This is a genomic window from Salipiger bermudensis HTCC2601 (genome assembly GCF_000153725.1).
Taxonomy (GTDB): Bacteria; Pseudomonadota; Alphaproteobacteria; order Rhodobacterales; family Rhodobacteraceae; genus Salipiger; species Salipiger bermudensis.
On record NZ_DS022276.1, the window covers coordinates 3,001,089 to 3,020,491 of the forward strand.

The window sequence follows — 19,403 nt, forward strand, 5'->3', positions numbered from 1 at the left end:
CCGGACAATATTTTTCGCCGGAGATACTCAAAGATGGCCACTCGCGGCTCGCAGGAAACGATCAAGCGCAAGGAGCTTGTCGGCAAGCTCAACCCCACCTGCCTCAAGGCATTTTCCGAGGCTGCACAGGCCGCGAAACGGCGCGGCAACCCTTATGTGGAACTTGTCCACTTCGTCACGGCGCTCGCGGACACCGAGTATTCGGATGTTGCGATTCTCTTTGATACCGCCGGGGTCGACCGGCACCGTTTCGACGGCGACATCCTCAAGGCGACAGACGCGCTGCCGCATGGCGCGAGCGCGGTCGAGGAGTTCTCCGACCACATCTTCCGCGCCATCCAGGAGGCCTGGAGCCTCGCCTCGCTCGATTACGGCGATGACACGGTGCGCTCGGCCTACTTGCTGATCGCGGCGCTGAAGGTGCCGGTGCTCGAGGGGCTGCTCTACAAGATCAGTCTCGAGTTCGACAAGATCGACCCCAACGCCGTGGCCGACCAGCTCGACACGCTGCTGGTCGACAGCATCGAGCGCCCGGCCACCGCGCCGGAGGAGGCGCCCAAGGCCAAGCCCACGCCGGGCGGCAAGTCGGCGCTGGCGCAATACGCCACCAACCTCACCGAGCGCGCCAAGGCGGGCAAGATGGACCCGGTGGTGGGCCGCGACCCCGAGATCCGGCAGATCGTCGACATCCTGTTGCGGCGCAAGCAGAACAACCCGATCCTCACCGGCGAGGCCGGGGTCGGCAAGACCGCGGTGGTCGAGGGCTTCGCCCAGCGGCTGGCGCGCGGCGACGTGCCGCCGCAGCTGCGCAATGTCGATCTGCACATGCTCGACATCGGCCTGATGCAGGCTGGTGCCTCGGTGAAGGGCGAGTTCGAGAAGCGCCTCAAGGCGGTGATCGAGGAGGTGCAGAGTTCGGACACGCCGATCATCCTGTTCATCGACGAGGCTCACACCCTGATCGGGGCGGGCGGTGCCGCCGGCACCGGCGATGCGGCCAACCTGCTGAAGCCACCGCTGGCGCGTGGCGAGCTGCGCACCATCGCGGCCACGACATGGGCGGAGTACAAGCAGCATATCGAGCCCGACCCGGCGCTGACCCGGCGCTTCCAGACGGTGATCGTCGACGAGCCCGACGAGGAGAAGGCTGTGCTGATGTGCCGGGGCGTGGCCGGCGTGCTCGAGAAGCACCACAAGGTCGAGCTGCTGGACGAGAGCATCGAGGCGGCGGTGAAGCTGTCGCATCGCTACATCCCGGCGCGGCAGTTGCCCGACAAGGCCATCAGCCTGCTCGACACTGCCTGCGCCCGCGTCGCGGTGAGCCAGCATGCCACCCCTGCCGAGGTCGAGGATTGCGAGCGGCGTCTGGCGGCGCTCGAGATCGAGTCCGGCATCATCGAACGCGAGGAGGCGATTGGCATCGAGGTCGACGCGCGCGCCGCCGAGGTGGCAGCCCAGCTTGCCGATGCGAAGGCCTGTCTCGACCGCGCCAATGCGCGCTGGGAGGAGGAAAAGGCCATCGTGGCCGAGATCCTCGACCTGCGTGCCCAGCTGCGCGGCGCCGGGGCCAAGCTCGACGAGACCGGCGAGATCGGCGACGCGCCGCCGCCCGAGTGGGAGGTGGCCGAAGGCGACGTTGCCGTGGCCGAGGCCCCGGTTCAGACCGAGCCCGTGACCGAGAGCTTCGACCGCGCCGCGGCGCTCGACAGCCTGCGCGAGCGCATGGCGGCGCTGAGCGCGGCGCAGGGCGAGACGCCGCTGATCCTGCCGGCGGTCGATGCCATGGCGGTGGCCGCGGTGGTGCAGGACTGGACCGGCATTCCCATGGGGCGGATGCTGGCAAGCCAGACCGAGCGCGCGCTGTCGCTGGCGAGCAACCTCGCCGAGCGGGTGGTCGGGCAGGACCACGCCATGGAGATGATCGCCAACCGCATCCAGACCTCTGCCGCCGGGCTCAAGGCGCCCGAGAAGCCGGTGGGCGTGTTCCTGCTCTGCGGCCCCTCTGGCGTCGGCAAGACCGAGACCGCGCTGGCGCTGGCCGAGCTGATGTATGGCGGCGAGGACAACCTCATCTCGATCAACATGAGCGAATACCAGGAGGCCCACACTGTCTCGACGCTGAAGGGCGCGCCTCCGGGCTATGTTGGCTACGGCAAGGGCGGGGTGCTGACCGAGGCGGTGCGGCGCCGGCCCTATTCGGTGGTGCTGCTCGATGAGGTCGAGAAGGCGCACCCGGACGTGCACGAGATCTTTTTCCAGGTCTTCGACAAGGGGATGATGGACGACAGCGAGGGCCGCCGGATCGACTTCAAGAACACGCTGATCCTGCTGACCTCGAATGTCGGTTCGGACGAGATCATGCGGCTGACGAAGGACGGCACCGAAGCGGTCGAGGAGCAGGTGCTCTCGGACGCTCTGCGCCCGCCGCTGCTCAACGTCTTCCCGGCGGCGCTGCTGGGGCGGGTGGTGACGATCCCGTACTACCCGCTCTCGGACACGATGATCGAGGCCATCGCCGGCCACAAGCTGCGGGGCATCGCCAAGCGGCTGGGCGAGGGCTATGGCGCCGAGCTGGTGATGGGCGACGGCGCGATGCAGGTCATCAAGGATCGCTGTACCGAGATCGAGAGCGGCGGCCGGATGATCGACGCCATTCTGACCAACACGCTGCTGCCAGAGCTGAGCCGGCGAATCCTGTCCTATCAACTGGAGAAGAAGGCGCTGCACAGGGTCACGGTGACCGGCGGTCCCGAGGGGTTCGGTTACGCGTTCGATTAGGCCGGTGCGGCGGAAACGGGCGCGGTCGTCGCTCGGTTTTTGGTAATATGTTGCAACTATTAGGAGAATCTTGACGTAGCGTCGCGATCATTTTCTCGCGAGCCTGCGTTTTGGGCATTGAATACCTTACCTTCAAGATCGTTGCCCGAATCGACGCTGTCTGTAACACTTTGTTTCGTTAAGTCATTTTTTAGAGGCCATTTCTGATGGAGATCGTTTCGCTCCTGGCGCCTGTGGAAGGCGATCAGCCTTCCGGTGTCGAGTTGAGAAATGATGGGAGGTTTCACGCCATCGAGCGTCTGCTCGAGGCTGCCGACAGCAGCGTTCGCCTTAAGGATGATGGAACGATCAACGAGGCGGCGGCTGCGGTGCCGTGGCAGGAGATCATGGACGAGGGCCGGGCGCTCTCTGCCGATGGTCGCGATCTGCGACTCCTGGTGATCCTCGTGCGGGCCGGCTACGGCAGCGAGGGCTTCGAGGGGCTGCGCCACGGGCTCGAGCTTCTGACCAAGACGCTGGCCGACTACTGGGACAGCCTGCACCCGGCGCTGCGCGACCGGCCCGATCCGAAGATGGCGGTGCTGCCGCGCTCCAACGCGTTGCGCCAGCTCGAGAACGACGACAACGGTCTGCTGGGCGATTTGCGCTGGGGCTTTGTGCTGACCCCGCGCGGCATCGGTCCGATCAGCGGCGATGACCTTGCGAAGGCTGGGTTGAGCGATTTCGAGATGCTCAACCGCGCCGCTTCGGGTCTGAGCCAGGGCGAGAAGGACGCGCTGGTCTCGAAGCACGGCCAGCGGGTCAACCGGGTGAACGCGGCGACGCGGGCGCTCGCCACCGAGGAGACCGAGCGCGCCGACGCGATGATCGCGGATCTGATGGCCTGCGAGGCGGGCATAAAGGCGCTGTGCGCCGCTTTCGATCAGGGCGCCGGGCTGCCGGAGGGGCAGGGACTGATCCTGCCCGAGCTGCTCGAGTTCCTCGAGCGCTGTCGCGCCAGCCTCGAGATGGGCCGCGCTGCCGTGGCCGGGGCCGCCGCGCCCGAGACACAGGCCGCCGCGCCTGCACCGGACGGCGCGGCCGCAGCGCCCGCCGCCGGGGCCGCGCCCGCCGCTGCCGCACCGGCGGTGCCGGCGGTCGATGGCGCGATCCGCAACCGCGCCGATGTCGAGAATTCGCTCGACCGCATCGTCGAGTTCTACGAGCGCACCGAGCCCTCGTCTCCGATCCCGCATCTCGCCCGGCGGATGCGGCGCATGGTGGCGATGGATTTCTTGGAGCTAATGGAAGAGATCGCGCCCTCGGGACTGAAGGAGTTCCGCAACATCGCCGGGGTCGACGACAAGAAGAAATAGGGACACAGGAAAGGTATTCGGATGGCCGACAGCAAGCAGAAAGTCATTGAACGAAACCGGGCCCCCCGGGTTCAGATCGCCTATGACGTGGAGCATTACGGCAGCCCCACGACCATTGAACTGCCCTTCGTGATGGGGGTGATGGCGGACCTCTCCGGTGCCTCCGAGACGCCCGAGGCGAAGAAGCCGATCGGCGACCGCAATTTCGTCGAGACCGATGCCGGGCGCTTCAACAAGTTCATGGAAGCGCTGGCACCGCGGGTGAAGGCGCGGGTCAAGAACACCCTGCCGGCGGAAGAGGGCGAGGAGGCGGACGAGGAGATGTTCGTCGATCTCAGCTTCAAGAGCATGAGCGATTTCGCCCCCGACAAGGTCGCCGAGCAGGTGCCGGCGCTCAACGAGCTGCTCGGCATGCGCCGCAAGCTCGAGGAGCTGCTCAGCTATATGGACGGCAAGGTCGATGCGGAGAAGCGCATCGCCCAGCTTCTCAACAATGAGCCGCTGCTGGCACAGGCCGCAGAGCAGGCGATGGCCGCGCAGGCCGACAGCAAGGAGGACTGACGCATGGCTGAAGAACAGAAGACGGACGCCGGCGGCGCAGCCGAGGCCGAAGCGCTCGACCTCGGGGAGTTCTCCTCGCTGCTCGAGAAGGATTTCCGGGTCAAGGACGCCGAGAGCGACAAGTTGCAGTCGCTGGTCGCCAACCTCGCGGTTGCGGCGAAGGAGAAGTCGGGCACCGCGACGATCTCGGGCAACGCGGTGAAGTCGATCAAGTCGCTGATCGCCGGCATCGACCAGATGCTGTCGAAACAGATGAACGAGATCCTGCACGCTCCCGAGGTGCGCGAGATCGAGGGCACCTGGCGCGGCCTGCATTACCTCGTGAACAACACCGAAACGGATCAGAAGCTGAAGATCCGGGTGATGAACATGAAGAAGGACGAACTGGCCGACCACCTCGAGGATTACGAGGGCCAGATGTGGGACCAGTCGGCGGTCTTCAAGAAGATCTACTCGGACGAGTACTCGATGTTCGGCGGCGAGCCCTTCGGTGCCATCGTCGGCGCCTACGAGTTCAGCCACAAGCCCAAGGACGTGGGCATGCTGCGCAATCTCAGCGGCATCTGCGCCTCGGCACACGCGCCGTTCATCGCTGCCGCCGCGCCGCAGCTGTTCCGCATGGAAAGCTGGCAGGAACTGCCCAATCCGCAGGACCTCGAGCAGATCGTCTCGAGCCCGGAATATGCCAGCTGGCAGTCGCTGCGCGAATCCGAGGATGCGCGCTATATCGGCCTGACCATGCCGCGCGTGCTCGGGCGTCTGCCCTACGGCGCCGAGACGGTGCCGGTGAAGGGCTTCGATTTCGAGGAAGAGCTCGACGGTCAGCACGACCATTACGTCTGGATGAACGCGGCCTTCGCCATGGGCGTGAACATCAACCGCAGCCACAAGATCTCGGGCTGGGGTACGCAGATCCGGGGCGTGGAATCCGGCGGCACGGTGATGAACCTGCCGGTGCACACCTTCCCCACGGATGACGGCTCGGTGGCGATGAAATGCCCCACCGAGATCGCCATCGACGACCGGCGCGAGGCGGAACTGGCCAAGCTCGGCATGATGCCCATCCTGCACCGCAAGAATACCGACGTGGCCGCCTTCATCGGTGCCCACTCGCTGCAGGATGACGAAACGCGGGCCGGCAAGCTGGTCGATCCCGATGCGCAGGCGAACGAACGCCTGTCGGCGAACCTTCCCTACCTGTTTCCGGTCAGCCGGTTCGCCCATTACCTCAAAGCCATCGCGCGCGACAAAGTCGGAAGTTTCAAGGAACGCGCCGATATGCAGGTTTGGCTGGGAGAGTGGATTAACCGCTACGTCCTCGCCAATCCGGCCATGGCCGATGACAAGGCCAAGGCCCGAAGACCGCTTGCCGCCGCTGAGGTGCAGGTGGACAGTGTCGAGGGACGTCCCGGGTATTACAACGCCCGTTTCTACCTTCGGCCGCACTACCAGCTGGAGGGGATCAATGCGAGCCTGAGGCTCGTCTCCGAGCTGCCCTCCGTGAAATCGTAGCACTGACTTTGAAGCAAATGGAGAGGTAGAATGGCATTTACCGGCTATCTGAAAATCCCGGATATCGACGGCGAGTCGCAGCGCGCCGAGCATGAGGAAGAGATCGACATCACCGACATCATGTGGTCGGTCGAGCAGGCCGCCACTGCGCAGACCGGCCGCGGCCGGGCGCGCTCGCGCGCCGAGGTCTCGTCGCTCTACTGCAAGAAGGTCTACGATGCCTCCTCGCCCTACATCGCGCTCGCCGCGATGCAGGCCAAGAGCTTCAAGGACGTGATCGTGACGGTGCGGCGGGACTCGGGCGATGCCCATCTCGACTACCTCACCATCACCATGACCAACACGATCATCTCGAGATACGAGGTCAATGGCGTCGGGCGGATCACCGATTCCGAGGGCAAGGAGCGTGAAGGTCAGGAGCTGCAGGAGTCGATCGGCTTCGCGTTCGAGAACATCAAGATCAAGTACATCGTCCAGGAGGAGGATCACTCCGCCGGCGACGAGCACGAGGTCGAGTTCGACATCGCCATGGGGGCCTGAGGCGCGCCGATGAGCACCCCTGATGCCCGAAAGTAGCAAGTCGCAGGCTGTCTCCCGGCAGGAAGTTGTCCAGCCGTCCCTCTGGGACCGGTTGGTCAACGACCTGCCGGGGCTTTCGGCCGAGGCCGACGCGCTGTCCCGCGATCTGGCGGTGGCGCTTGGCTCCGCCGAGGAGGTCGGCGTGCTGCTCGAGGGCGGCCTGCGCGGCATCGAACGCCGCGACGGCCTCGACGACGAGACCCGCATCCTCGCGCGGCGTCTGTTCGGGCTGCGCGCCCGGCAGAAGATGCTCGAGGACAGCGGCATCGTGGTCACCGCGGACGTGCTGCGCGAAGCGGTGCGGCGCGACATCGAGATATTGTTCAATACCGAGCGGCTGGAGGCGGACTTCTTGCTGACCGAGCGCGAAATGCTGGACCACGAGAGCCCCGGGGATCTCCTCTCGGAGTTTCCCGAGGTGCGGCGCAGCGTGCTCAATTACGGCGTGCCGTCCTTCTCTGGGCGGAACGGGCTGGATTTCGACGCGGACGCGCTGGCGCGTGAGCTGAAGCTGGTGATGAACACCTTCGAGCCCCGGCTCAAGCGCGACAGCGTCAAGGTCAAGGTCGAGCGCTCCGCCAAGGCCGGGCTGGTGATCCAGATCGAAGGCACGTTGCTGCTCTCACCGGTGCCCGAACGGATGCGCCTGTCGACAACCATCGACCTCGACAACGGCAACGCCCGCACGACGCTGGAGGAGCGCTGATGGACGCGGTCTTCCTTGATTACTACGAAGAAGAGCTCGGCCATATCCGCGGGCTGGCGCAGGAATTTGCCGCCCTGCACCCCAACGTCGCGCGCAACCTCGCGCTCGACGCGGTGCCGTGTCCCGATCCTTACGTCGAGCGGCTGCTCGAGGGCGTGGCCTTCCTGGCCGCGCGCACGCGGCTCAAGGTCGATGCCGAGGCCAGCCGTTACGTGCGCAACCTGCTCGACATGCTCTATCCCGATCTCGCCGGGCCGTCGCCGGCGATGTCGATGGCGCGCATGGGGCCCGGTCCGCAGGTCGAGCGGATGCTCGACGGCTACCGCATGAAGCGCGGGACGCGGCTTGTCTCGGGGTTGCGCGAGGGGCTTCAGACCCGCTGTACGTATACCACCGCGCAGGAGGTGCATCTCTGGCCGATCAAGCTTGGCGCGGTGCGCTACCTGCCGGATCGCGGCGCGCTGGCGCAGGCAGGCGTGAGTCAGGCGCTGACCCGCGAGGCCTCGGCCGGGCTGCTGTTCGAGATCGAGCGGCAAGGGGCGGGCGCGCTGTCTGAGCTGTCGCTCGACCGGCTCGATGTCTATCTCGGCACCGGCGCGCGCGGCGGCGCGCTGTTCGACGCGGTGTTCGGCTTCGGGGCAGGGGCCGCGGCACGGCCCGCCGACGGGCGCACCCCGTTCCGCCGCATCGACGCACCGCAGATGGTGGGGATCAGCGACACAGAGGCGCTGCTGCCGCGCGTGCGGCCCTCGTTCGAGGGGTACCGCCTGCTGCGCGAGTACTTCCTGATGCCCGAGCGCTTCCACTACCTCCGGCTCGACGGACTCGCCCCGGTGATCCGCGCCTGCGACAAGGGCAAGGCCGAGATCGTGGTGCTGCTGACCGAGGAGCGCGGCGACCTTGCCAGCACCTCGGCGCAGGACCTGAGCCTGTTCGTGAGCCCGGTCGTCAACCTCTTCGAGCACGAGTGCAACCTCGTGGAGCTGCGGCGCAACCGCTCGGCCCATATCGTGCAGGCCGACCGCACCCGCCCCAAGGATTACGAGATCTACCGCCTGCTGCGGGTCGAGGATGCCGAGGCCGACGGTCCGCAGGCGCGGGTCAAGCCGCTGTTCTCGACCGAGGTCAGCGCCGACAGCGGCGCGGTCTATTCCGCCGAGCGCCGCCCGCGCCTGCCCGACACCGAGGAGGTGCGCCGTGGCCAGACCCGCTCGAGCTATTCGGGCGACGATTTCTACGTCTCCATCGGTCGCCCGGCGGGCGGCGAGGCGACAAAGCCGCTGCGCCGGCTCGATGTGCGGGCGCTCTGCACCAACCGCGATCTGCCGCTCCTCGACGACATGCCCAAGCTCACCCTCGAGACCGGCGATCCGGTGCAGGAGATCCGCCTGCTGCGCAACATGCGCCGGCCGCGCCCGTCGTTGCGCTCGAGCCTGCCGCACGGCGCTGGCGGCGAGGGCCAGCTCGATCACCTTACATGGCGTTGGATCAGCCAGCTCAGCCTCAACCACATCTCGCTGACCGAGAGCCGCGACGGTGCCGAGCCGCTGCAGGCGCTGATCTCGCTCTATGCCGATCGCGGCGACCCGAGCCTGCGCCGCCACGGCGAAAGCGTTGAGGGCATCGAGGCGCGCTCGATCGTCGAGCGGTTGCAGCGCTCGGGGCCGATCTGCTTTGGCCGCGGCACCGAGATCACCTTGCTGGTCAACGACCAGATGCTCTCGGGCGGCAGCGACCTGCTGCTCTCGGCGCTGCTCTCGCGGCTCTTCGCACGGCACGCGGCGATCAATTCCTTCATCCGGACCCGTACGAAACTGACCCATCAGCAGACGGAGGTGACATGGCCGATGACGCCGGGCACACGCGCGCTGATCTGAGCGCCGCGCCCCCCTCGGCGGAGGAGATCGCCGAGATGGATTTCTTCGAGCTGCTGCGCCAGCTCGAGACCGAGGACCGCCGCTTCGGACGCTCTGGTGATGCCGGGCGCGAGCCGGCCCGGCTGGGCCAGTCGGCACGCATGAGCTTTGCCACCTCCGATCTCGCCGCCTTCACACCGGCCAGGGGCGCGCACCCGGCGCAGGTCACGGTCAACGTGCTGGGGCTGATCGGACCCGAGGGCCCGATGCCGCTGCACATGACGCGCTGGATCCTGCAGCGCCTGTCGAACCGCTGGTTCTCGGGCGAGAGCGAGGGCGTCACCGCCGACACCTCCTTCCTCGAGTTCGCCAACCTGTTGCAGCACAGGATGATGGCGCTCTACTGGCGCGCCTGGGCCGACACCCGGCCCGAGATCCACATCGCCCATGGCGATGGCGAGCGCATCACCGCGATGCTGCGCGCCTTGGCGGGGATCGGGCTGCCCGGAGAGATGACCGGCGACCGCCGCCTCGACGGCTCCAAGCTGCACCACGCCACCTCGCTGGCGCAGGAGGTGCGCAGCCCCGAGCGGCTGGCGCGCTTCCTCGAGACGGTGCTCGAGATGCCGGTGAGCATCGACGAGTTCTCCGGCCACTGGATCGAGATCCCCGAACCGCTGCAGACCCGCGTGGGGCAGCAATATTGTGGCCTTGGCACCGGGGCGGTGGTGGGGGCGCGCAGCTATGACCGGCAGTCCCGCGCCGAGATCCGGCTCGGGCCGCTGACGCTCACGCAGTTCACCACCTTCCTCGACGATGCAGAGGCGTGGGACCGGCTGCGCCATGCGGTCGTCTTTGCCATGGGGCGCGACCTCGATTTCGGCCTGCGCCTCGTGCTGCGCGCCGACGAGGTCCCCGAGGCCCGCATCGGCAAGGGCCGGCTGGGGCAGACGCTGTGGCTCGACCCGGTCGCCGGGCGCGATGGCGACGAGCTCTGCTTTGGCAGCCTCACCGAGAGCACCGGCGCTGCGGCGGGAGGGGCATCATGAGTTTGCGACTGGTGATCGAGGCGGCCCCGCGGCCGCAGGCGGTGACCGAGATGGTCTTCGAGGGCGGGCGGCTCAGCATCGGGCGCAGCGATGATGCGGACTGGCAGCTCGACGATCCCGAGATGTTCGTCTCGCGCCGGCATTGCGTGCTGTCGGACGAGGACGGACGGGTGATGGTCACCGATGCGTCTTCCGGCGGGCTGTTCATCGACAACGCGGCCAACCCGGTGGGCGCCGGCAACGCGGTGCCGCTGGAGCCGGGGATGCGGCTGCGACTGGGGGATTTCACCCTGCGGGTGGAGTCTGCCAGCGCCGCTCCGGCCGAACCCGGCGGCGGCACCGTGACGCCGGCGCGGGTGCAGTCGGGCGGTTTCGATTTCGGCCCGCCCGAGGAGGTCGCCCCGCCGCCCGAGCGCCCGGCCTCGCTGCCCGATCCGTTCGGCCTGCGCCGCGATGGCGGGGAGGCGCTGAGCTGGGAGAAGGAAGAGCCCAAGCCGCCGAGGCCGCTGGATCAGGCCGATCCGTTCGAGCTCGACCTGCGTGGGTCGGCCCGGAGCGCGCCGCGCGGCGAGGACGCGCCCTCAGGTGTGGCGCGCCGTGACGACGCGACGCCGCGCCAGCGCGAACGGCCCGGACGGGGCTATTTCTTCGACGAGGATGCGACCGCTTTGCGTGGCTCGGAGCCTGTGGGCGAGCCCAAACCCGAACCGGAGCAGGCCCCGCCGCGCCGTTCCGACCTGTTCGCGGATCTCTCGGCGGGGCTTGCGCCGCCCGTGGCGGAGGTCGAGGCGCCCGAGGAACCGGACGAAGACGAGACGCCGATCCTGTCGGCGGATTTTTCCTTCGGCCCGCCACCCAAGCCGGAGCCAGAGCCAGGGCAGGAGACCGCGCCCGAGCCAGAGCGCGGCCCCGAACCGCCCGTGGCCGCCGTCGCGCAGCCCGTGCGCGGCGCCCCTGAGCCTCAGGCCCCGCCGCCCGAAGCCTCCGGGCCGTCGGTCCCACCCCAGCAGCCCGCAGCCGGCGACCCGCCGCCGGCGAGCGGGCAGGGCGACCGGCTCGAGGCGCTGTTCCGGGGCATGGGGCTCGACCCCGAGGGCCGCGAGACATGGAGCGACGAGGAGATCGAGCGCATTGGCGCCTCCATGCGCGCCATGGTCGAGGGGGTCATGCTGCTTCTGCGCACCCGCGCCAAGGAGCGCCAGAAGGTGCGCGTGGCCCAGACCATCATCGCCAGTCAGGACGTCAATCCGTTGAAATTTCTCGCCACCTCCGAGGAGGCGCTGGAGGCGCTGATCCGCCCGCGTGGGCGCGGCTACCTTGCCCCCGAGCCGGCGCTGGCCGAGGCCTTCCGCGATCTCACCGACCACCAGGTGCGTACCTGGTCCGCGTTGCAGACCGCGCTGCGCCGCATGGTCGACAAGTTCGATCCAGCCGAGATCTCGCGCGAGATGGAGGATGTCGGCCGGCTCGAGAGCCTGATCGCCGGGGGGCGCAGCGCCAAGCTGTGGCAGCTTTACGAGGAACGCTACCGCGAAATCGCGCGCTCCGCCGAGGAGCAGTTCCTCGGCGAGGTCGGGGCGGATTTCCGCGAGGCCTATGAAAACCAGAGGAGGGACTGACATGCTTATCCATCGTCGCAATTTCCTGATCATCGGGGGCTGCGGGCTGGCGCTCGCGGGCTGCATGGAGACCGCAGCACCGGTGATGACCGTGCGCGTCTCGGGTGCCGCCGGGATGAACCCCGGCCCCGACGGCGCCGACCGTCCGGTCACCGTGAGCGTGCTGCAGCTCTCGGGCTCCAGCGCCTTCGACGCGGCGGATGTCTTCGCGCTGCAGGACCCCGCCACGGCGCTCGGCGGCGAACTGATCAGGTCCGACCAGATCGTGCTCGCCCCCGGCGCCAGCGCCACCCGCGACATCACGCTGCAGACCGGCGTCACCACCATCGGCGTCACCGCCGGCTTCCGCGACCCCGCGGGCAAGATCGTGCGCCGCAAGATCGCCGCCCCCGCCGAGGACATCGGCCTGATGATCTCGGTCGGCAGCGGCGGCCTGAGCGTGACCACCGCCTGAACGAAAGGACCCGCATGGCAAACAGGAACAAGGTCGTCTGGTCCGAGGGGCTCTTCCTTCGGACCCAGCACCTGCAGCAGCAGGACCGGCACGCGGCGTGGCAGCTGTGGCAGGCGCTCGAGGCGATGCCGCTGCAGAGCTTCGGCTTCACCAAGCTCGCGCTTGACCCGGTGGCGCTGGAAACCGGGCAGATCGCCATCGCCGAGGCGCAGGGCGTGATGCCGGACGGCACGTTCTTCTCGATCCCGCATGACACCGCCGAGATCGAGCCGGTGGGCGTTGTCTCGCAATCGGGGGCAGGGCTGGTGCACCTTGCAGTGCCGGCGGTGGCCGCCGACGCGCCGCAGATCGACCCGGCCCACGCTCCGGCCTCGGGCACCCGCTATCGCGGGCGCATGGTCACGGTGCGCGACGAGATCCGCGAAGGCTCGGACCCGGTCGAGCTCGAAGTGGCGCAGCTGGCGCCGAAGCTGCTTTTGCCCGAGGACGAGACCCGCGGCTACGCCACGCTGCCCATTGCCCGGCTCGAGGGGCTGAGCGCGGATGGCTCGGTGCTGCTTGACGCGGGCTTCCTGCCGCCGGCGCTGAACACCGGGGCGGTGCCGTGGTACGGGCGGTTGCTCAAGGAGCTGGTGACCGGCATCGACCGCGTGGCCGACGCCCATGGCGGCATGGTGCTGGGCGGCACCGGCGCCTCTATGGAGAACCTGCTGATCCTCGAGGCGGCCAACAGCGCGCGGCAGCGGCTGGCGCACATGCTGGCGCAGGACAACTTCCATCCCTCCGAGCTTTACATGGAGCTGGCCGCCATCGCCGGGCGGCTGGCGACCTACGGCGCCTCGGCGCGGCGCCTCGGAGAGATGCCGCCCTATGACCACACCGATCCGCAGCCGGGCTTCGGCGAGCTTGCCGACACGCTGCGCTCGCTCGTGCTGTCGCTGCGCCATGTCGAGCCCAAGAGCCGCGCCCTGCGGGTGACGCGCCATTCCGAGAACATCTGGACCGTGCGCATCGACAACCCCGAGATCATCCGGACCAGCCGCATCGTGCTGCGGGTGGGGGGCGACCTTTCGGAGGCGCTCTTGCGCAAGATGTTCGTCGACCAGGCAACGGTGGGCGCCGCCGACGATTTCGACGCGTTGTGGAAGTCGCGACTGACCGGCATCCCGCTCAAGCCGCTCGGCTCGCAGCCGCGCGAGATCCCCTATGATGGCGAGCGGCTCTGCCTCGAGCTCGACCGCAGCTCGAACCACTGGGCTTCGCTGGCAGAGGCGCCGGGCTTCGTGGTGGGGGTGGCGGGCAAGCTGGAGCGCGAGCCCGAGATTGATTGCTATGCGGTGAGCCGGTGACATGAGTGACGAAGATCCATTCGGGCTGGAGAACGACGCCGGGCGCACCCGCATCCGGCCGCGCCCCGCTGCCCGGCAGAACCAGAGCACGCCGCGGCACGATCACGTGGTCATGCCCGAGGGCGGCGGCTCGGTGCGGCTGCGCGGTGGACGGGCGAGCGACAACCCTCTGGTCAATTCCTACGCCGCACTGCTGGGTTTCGCGCCCGAACTCGAGCGCGCGGTGCCGCCCGAGAACCCGGATCTTCTGCGCCTGCGCCTGCACGAGAACCTCACCTACGCGCGCGACGCTGCGGTGACCGCGGGGGTCACGCTGACCCGTGCCGATCAGGGGGCGTGGTTCGTGGCTGCGCTGCTGGACGACATCGCGCTCAACACGCCATGGGGCGGGGCAAGCGGCTGGCCGCGCCATCCGCTGGTGGTGCAGATGTATGGCGACATCGACGCGGGGGAGCGCTTCTTCGAGCTGGCCGAGGGGCTGGTGCGCTACCCCGAGCGCGACCCGGAGCTGCTCGAGCTGGCGTTTCTCTGCCTGTCGCTGGGCTTTCGCGGCAAGCACCGGCTCGAGCCGGGTGCGGGGGAGGCGGCTTTGGGTCAGCTGCGTGGCCAGATGGCCCGTATCCTGCGCGACCGTGACAGCGAGGACGCGCCGCTCTCGCCGCATTGGCAGGGGGTCCGTGCCGAGGACGAGGATCGCGGCTTTATCGTGCCGCTCTGGTCCATCGGGCTCATCGCGGTGGCGCTTGTCGTGGGCATCTACGTGGCGTTGGGCATGAGCCTGTCGAAGCGGGGCGAGCAGCTGTTCTCGGTGGCGGGGCTGCTGCCGCCGACCGAGCGGGCCGAGATCTTCCGCCCGGTGATCGAGACCGTCGAGAGCCCGCAATTCGTGGCCGAGCCTGTGGTGCTCGAACTGCTGCCGCTCTTCGCCGAGGCCGCGCCCTCGGACACCGGCGGGGCGCTCAGCGGGCGCGAGGACGTGTCGCTCGCCGTGGTGGTGATCCAGGCGACCCAACCCGAGGTGTTCCGCTCGGCCAAGGCCGACATCAACGATGTCTACAGCCCGCTGGTGGGCTCCATCGCGCAGGTTATCCGGGACAATATCGAGTTCATCGGCGCGGTGCGTGTGGTCGGGCATACCGACAGCATCCCGGTGCAGACCTCGAACCCGTTCCGCTCCAATCAGGGGCTGAGCGAGGCGCGCGCCAAGACCATCGCCGACATGTTGCGCGCGCAGGGCGTGCCGGCGGAGCTGGTGAGCTCCGAGGGGCGCGCCGCCGAGGATCCGATCGCCGACAACGGCACCCGCGACGGGCGCGCGCGCAACCGCCGCGTCGAAGTCATCCTGCAGAAGAAGGTGTGAGGCGATGGGTGTGCTCAAGGCGATCTTCCGCTTCCTGTTCTCCCGCTTCCTGTGGACGCTGATCGGCATTGCGGTGCTCTGCACGCTGATCTGGTTCTACGGTCCGCTGGTCAGCATCGGTTCGGCGCAGCCGCTCGCCGGGGAACTGGTGCGGGTCATCGTGATCGGGGTGATCCTGATCCTGTGGCTTCTGTCCATGCTGATCCGCCAGATCCGCGCCGCCAAGGCCAACCGCGCCTTCGTGTCGGAACTGGCCGCACCGCCGCCCGAGACCGCGATGGCCCCGGGCGAGGAGAACCTCGCCGAGGTCAGCGCCAAGTTCCAGAGCGTGCTCGAGCAGATGAAGCGCTCCAAGCTTGGCGGCCGCAAGTTCCTGCGCGACATGCCGTGGTACGTTTTCATCGGCCCGCCGGGCACCGGCAAGACCACGGCGCTGCGCCAGTCGGGGCTGCATTTCCCGATCGACCTGTCGGATGATCTCAAGGGCATCGGCGGCACCCGCAATTGCGACTGGTTCTTCACCGAGGACGCGGTGCTGATCGACACCGCCGGGCGCTACGTGCAGCAGCAGTCCGACCCGGAGGTCGACGCCGCCGAGTGGAAGGGGTTTGTCGAGCTTCTGGTCAAGCACCGCGGACGGCGGGCGCTCAACGGCGTGATCCTGACGCTTTCGACCCGCGAGCTGACCGGCGACGACACCGCGATCCGCGAGCATGGGCGCGAGATCCGCAATCGTCTCGCGGAGCTCTCGGCGCAGACCGGCCTGAAGCTGCCGGTCTACCTGATGATCACCAAGGCCGACCTGATCCCGGGCTTCGAAAGCTTCTTCGGCGATCTCAACACCCGCGAGCGCGAGCAGGTCTGGGGCGCCACGCTGGGCACGGCCGACCGGGTCGACGCGATCACCGTCGAGCGCGAGATGAAGGTGCTTCAGGAATCGCTCGAGGCGCGTCTTGACGGGCGCATCGCCGAGGATCTGCCGCTCGAGGAACGGGCCGAGATCTTCCGCTTCCCGGCGCAGGTCGAGGCGCTGACGCGGCCGCTCAAGGTGCTGGTCGAGGCGGTGTTCGGTGAAAGCCGCTACGAGGACAGCCCGTGGCTGCGCGGCGTCTATTTCAGCTCGGCCACCCAGGAGGGCTCGCCCATCGACCGGCTGGTGGCGGGCACCGCCGCGGCGCTGGGCATGGATGCACCGCGCCCCGAGCGGCGCGCGCATCGCGAGACCCGCAGCTTCTTTTTGCGCAACCTGCTGAGCGAACTGATCTTCCCCGAGGCCGGGCTTGGCCGTTTCGATCCGCGCGCCGAGGATCGCCGGCGCTGGGCTTGGCGTGGCACGCTGGCGGCGGCGGTGCTGGTGACGGCGCTGCTGGGCACCGCCTTCCTGTTCTCCTACCTGCGCTACAACGGGGCGCTCGCCGATCAGGAGCGCCAGCTCGCGACGCTGTCGGCGCGACTGGCCAATGTTGCCTCCCGGCAGGCGCCCACCGATCCGCTCGATCTCGACCTCGCGCTCGACGCCGCCAACGAGACGGTCAACGCCGCCACCACGCTGCCGCCGTCGCCGCTCACCGTGCTCGGCCCCACCGCCGAGCCCGAGCTCGCCCGGGTGCACGAGATCGCCTATGACCATACGCTCCGGAACGTGCTCGAGCCGCGCATGGTGGCGCTGCTCGAGGCGACCATGTGGCGCCATGCGCGCGACCCTGAATTCCTGCTCGGCGGGCTCAAGGCCTACCAGATGCTGACCGGTCAGGCGCCCTACGATGCCGCCTTTCTCAATGTCTGGTGGCAGACCGTGCTGCCCGAGTTCGCGCCCATCGACGTGTTCCCGACCGAGGAAAGCATCGACCACCAGATCTCCGCGCTGCAACGCATGGGCGGCGAGGAGCAGAAGATCGAACCCGACGCGGCGCTGATCTCGACCGCGCTCGAGAGCATCTGCACCATCCCGCTGGCGGTGCGCGCCTACCGCAGCCTGCGCAGCGACCCGGCGGTGGCTTCGCTGCCCGAATGGGTGCCCGCCGAGGTCGCGGGGCCCAATGGTGCACGCGTGTTGACCCGGCTGTCGGAGAAATCTCTGCGCGTCGGTCTGCCCGGCGCCTTCACCTTTGCGGGCTTCCACGAGACCGTGCTGCCGCTGGTGCCCGAGGTGGCGGCGCAGGCGCAACTCGACCGGGCGGTGTTCGCCGGCGGCTGCAACGAGAGCGCAGAGGCCTCGGTCGACACGCTCGAAGCGGACGTGCTCAAGCTCTACTACGACGATTTCATCGCCCAGTGGGACGGCTTCCTGCGCGACATCCGGCTGACCCCGATCTCGGATCTCGAGCAGGCGCGGCAGAACCTCAAGGACCTTGCCTCGGCGGACAGCGCGCTGAAGCGGCTGTTGACCTCGGTCGTGACCGAGACCCATCTGGCGCGGCCCGAGGATGCGGGCGGCGGAGGGCTCGCCAACAACTCCGCCGCGCAGCGCGAGGGCACCAAGGCGCTCTCCAAGCTCGGCAAGCTGGGCAAGCTGGTCAAGACCGGCACCCGCATCGCCAGGGCGGGCGGCGGCTCGGAGACGGTCGAGCCCGATCCGCCGGGCACCCCGGTCTCGGACCATTTCGCGCCGATCCGCGCCACCGTCGAGGAGGTCGATGGCCAGCCGCCGCTGCTGGGCGATGCGGTCGCGGCGCTCACCGCGCTGTCGAACGAGCTGCAGACCGTCTCGGCCAGCCCCGACCCGCAGGCGGCGCTTCTGGCGCGCGGCGGTCTGCCAAAGCTCACCGGGGCCATCGCGAACGAGGCGGCGGCGCTGCCCGATCCGATCGACGACTGGATCTCGGGCATTGCCGGCGACGCGATCAGCGTCACACGCGAGGCGGTTCTGGCGCAGCTCAACGCCCGCTGGCGGGCCGACGTGCTGCCGTTCTGCGTCTCCGCCACGGCTGGGCGCTACCCGTTCGACCAGAGCTCGGCCATCGACGTGAACACGCTCGATTTCGCCCGGCTCTTCGGGCGCGGCGGGCTGATCGACGCCTTCATCGAAACGCATCTCGGCGCTTATATCGACACCACCGTGCGGCCCTGGCAGTGGCGCGCGGATTTCGGGCTCGAGCCTTCGGTGCTCGCCCCGTTCGAGAATGCCCGATCGATGCGCGACGCGCTGTTCCCCGGCGGCGCCGGGCCGGTCATGGCCTTCAGTCTCGAGCCGCGCGACCTGTCGCCCAATGCAAGCCGGGTGACGCTGAATGTCGACGGGCAGGTGCTGTCGTACTTCAACGCCGCCGCACGCCCGGTGCCGATGACCTGGCCGGGGCCTGACCAGACCAACATGATCACCCTGAGCTTCGCGCCGGTGGACGGCAGCGGCGAGGTCATCACCTCAGAAACCGGAAGCTGGGCGATCCTGCGGATGCTGCGCAAGGGCGCGCTCTCGGCCACGGCGCTGCCCGAGGTGTTCGGCCTCCGGCTCGGGGCGCGCGGCTTTTCGGCGAGCTTCAACCTGCGCGCCAACTCGGTGGAGAACCCGTTCGATCTCGAGATGTTCTCGGGCTTCACCTGTCCGCGCGGGTTCTGAGCGTGGCCACCGGACTGTTCGGAAAGCTGCCTCTGGCGGGGGACTTCCTCACCCGCGGCCTCGGGCCGGGGCAGCGGGCGCGCGTCGACCAGTGGCTGACGCGTCACCTTGGCGCCTTCTCGGCACACCCGGAACGCTGGCCGTCGCAAGGGCTGATGGCGCTGCTCGAGGGCACCCGCGAGGACGTGCTCCTACTGCTGGTGGTGCCCAGCGTCGACGCGGCTGGGCGGGCATTTCCGCTGGCGGCGGTCTCTGCGGTGGCGTCCGTGGCGCAGGACGCGGCCGAGCGCTGGGGAGGGAAGGTGCTGCCGCATCTCGACCGCGCGGTGGCCGGAGAGGCCGGGGCAGACGAACTTGCCGCAGCGCTCGCGCCGCTCGCTCCCGAAGGCGGGGGGCGCGGCGCTGCGCCCGCCGCTGGTCTGGGCGCCCGGGCGCATCCCGCGCGGCCCCGAGGCGCTGGAGCGGCTCGTCAGTTCTGGTTGATCTTCGATCCCTTGAGGGTCATGTCGCTGCTGGCCTTGGCGGTGATCTTGCCAGAGCCGTCGATGCTGATGTCCTTGCCCTTGATGGTGATCGAGCCGTCCTTCTTCATCACGATGCTGGCCTTGCCGCATGTCAGCTGATGCTGTCCTTGGCGTCGATGGTGAGGTCTTTGCCCACCGAGAC

General features: G+C 68.5%; 13 protein-coding genes and 2 pseudogenes. All 15 read left to right on the forward strand.

The annotated features are described in order from the left end of the window. Positions 1-23: 23 nt before the first annotated feature. Positions 24-161, forward strand: a pseudogene (locus tag R2601_RS27720) (hypothetical protein); the annotation flags it as partial. After that, positions 100-2,778: pseudogene (gene tssH / locus R2601_RS14095) on the forward strand (type VI secretion system ATPase TssH); the annotation flags it as partial. The pseudogenes R2601_RS27720 and tssH, both read left to right, overlap by 62 nt. A gap of 206 nt (positions 2,779-2,984) precedes the next feature. Then, entirely contained in the window at positions 2,985-4,133 is a 1,149-nt protein-coding gene (locus tag R2601_RS14100; RefSeq protein WP_007799482.1) for a type VI secretion system protein TssA, read from the forward strand. A 21-nt stretch (positions 4,134-4,154) separates the two neighbouring features. Then, positions 4,155-4,694 (forward strand): type VI secretion system contractile sheath small subunit, encoded by a 540-nt coding sequence (gene tssB / locus R2601_RS14105; protein ID WP_007799484.1) that lies wholly within the window; start codon positions 4,155-4,157, stop codon positions 4,692-4,694. A 3-nt stretch (positions 4,695-4,697) separates the two neighbouring features. Continuing rightward, a complete protein-coding gene (tssC, locus tag R2601_RS14110; RefSeq protein WP_007799485.1) occupies positions 4,698-6,206 on the forward strand; it encodes a type VI secretion system contractile sheath large subunit in 1,509 nt (502 codons plus the stop codon). Positions 6,207-6,236: 30 nt separating this feature from the next. Beyond that, positions 6,237-6,746 (forward strand): Hcp family type VI secretion system effector, encoded by a 510-nt coding sequence (locus R2601_RS14115; RefSeq protein ID WP_007799489.1) that lies wholly within the window; start codon positions 6,237-6,239, stop codon positions 6,744-6,746. Positions 6,747-6,768: 22 nt separating this feature from the next. Further along, a complete protein-coding gene (tssE, locus tag R2601_RS14120) occupies positions 6,769-7,491 on the forward strand; it encodes a type VI secretion system baseplate subunit TssE (protein WP_040544742.1) in 723 nt (240 codons plus the stop codon). Next, the gene (tssF, locus tag R2601_RS14125; protein WP_007799493.1) at positions 7,491-9,368 is read left to right on the forward strand and encodes a type VI secretion system baseplate subunit TssF; all 1,878 of its coding nucleotides are present in this window, start codon (positions 7,491-7,493) and stop codon (positions 9,366-9,368) included. The genes tssE and tssF overlap by 1 nt, the downstream gene beginning before the upstream one ends. Continuing rightward, the gene (tssG, locus tag R2601_RS14130) at positions 9,332-10,396 is read left to right on the forward strand and encodes a type VI secretion system baseplate subunit TssG (protein WP_007799494.1); all 1,065 of its coding nucleotides are present in this window, start codon (positions 9,332-9,334) and stop codon (positions 10,394-10,396) included. The genes tssF and tssG overlap by 37 nt, the downstream gene beginning before the upstream one ends. Then, complete coding sequence (gene tagH / locus R2601_RS14135; RefSeq protein ID WP_007799496.1) at positions 10,393-12,015, forward strand: type VI secretion system-associated FHA domain protein TagH; 1,623 nt, start codon at positions 10,393-10,395, stop codon at positions 12,013-12,015. Before tssG ends, tagH begins: the two co-directional genes overlap by 4 nt. Position 12,016: 1 nt before the next feature. Beyond that, positions 12,017-12,469: a type VI secretion system lipoprotein TssJ gene (gene tssJ / locus R2601_RS14140; protein ID WP_007799498.1), complete on the forward strand. Its 453-nt coding sequence runs from the start codon at positions 12,017-12,019 to the stop codon at positions 12,467-12,469. A 14-nt stretch (positions 12,470-12,483) separates the two neighbouring features. Then, positions 12,484-13,818: a type VI secretion system baseplate subunit TssK gene (tssK, locus tag R2601_RS14145; protein WP_007799500.1), complete on the forward strand. Its 1,335-nt coding sequence runs from the start codon at positions 12,484-12,486 to the stop codon at positions 13,816-13,818. Between the two features lies 1 nt (position 13,819). Further along, the gene (icmH, locus tag R2601_RS14150; RefSeq protein ID WP_007799502.1) at positions 13,820-15,178 is read left to right on the forward strand and encodes a type IVB secretion system protein IcmH/DotU; all 1,359 of its coding nucleotides are present in this window, start codon (positions 13,820-13,822) and stop codon (positions 15,176-15,178) included. A 4-nt stretch (positions 15,179-15,182) separates the two neighbouring features. Then, positions 15,183-18,737 carry a type VI secretion system membrane subunit TssM gene (gene tssM / locus R2601_RS14155; protein WP_007799506.1) on the forward strand — a complete coding sequence of 1,185 codons (3,555 nt, stop codon included), beginning with the start codon at positions 15,183-15,185 and terminating at the stop codon, positions 18,735-18,737. Positions 18,738-18,739: 2 nt separating this feature from the next. Further along, entirely contained in the window at positions 18,740-19,360 is a 621-nt protein-coding gene (tagF, locus tag R2601_RS25525) for a type VI secretion system-associated protein TagF (protein ID WP_007799508.1), read from the forward strand. The last annotated feature ends 43 nt before the right edge of the window (positions 19,361-19,403 follow it).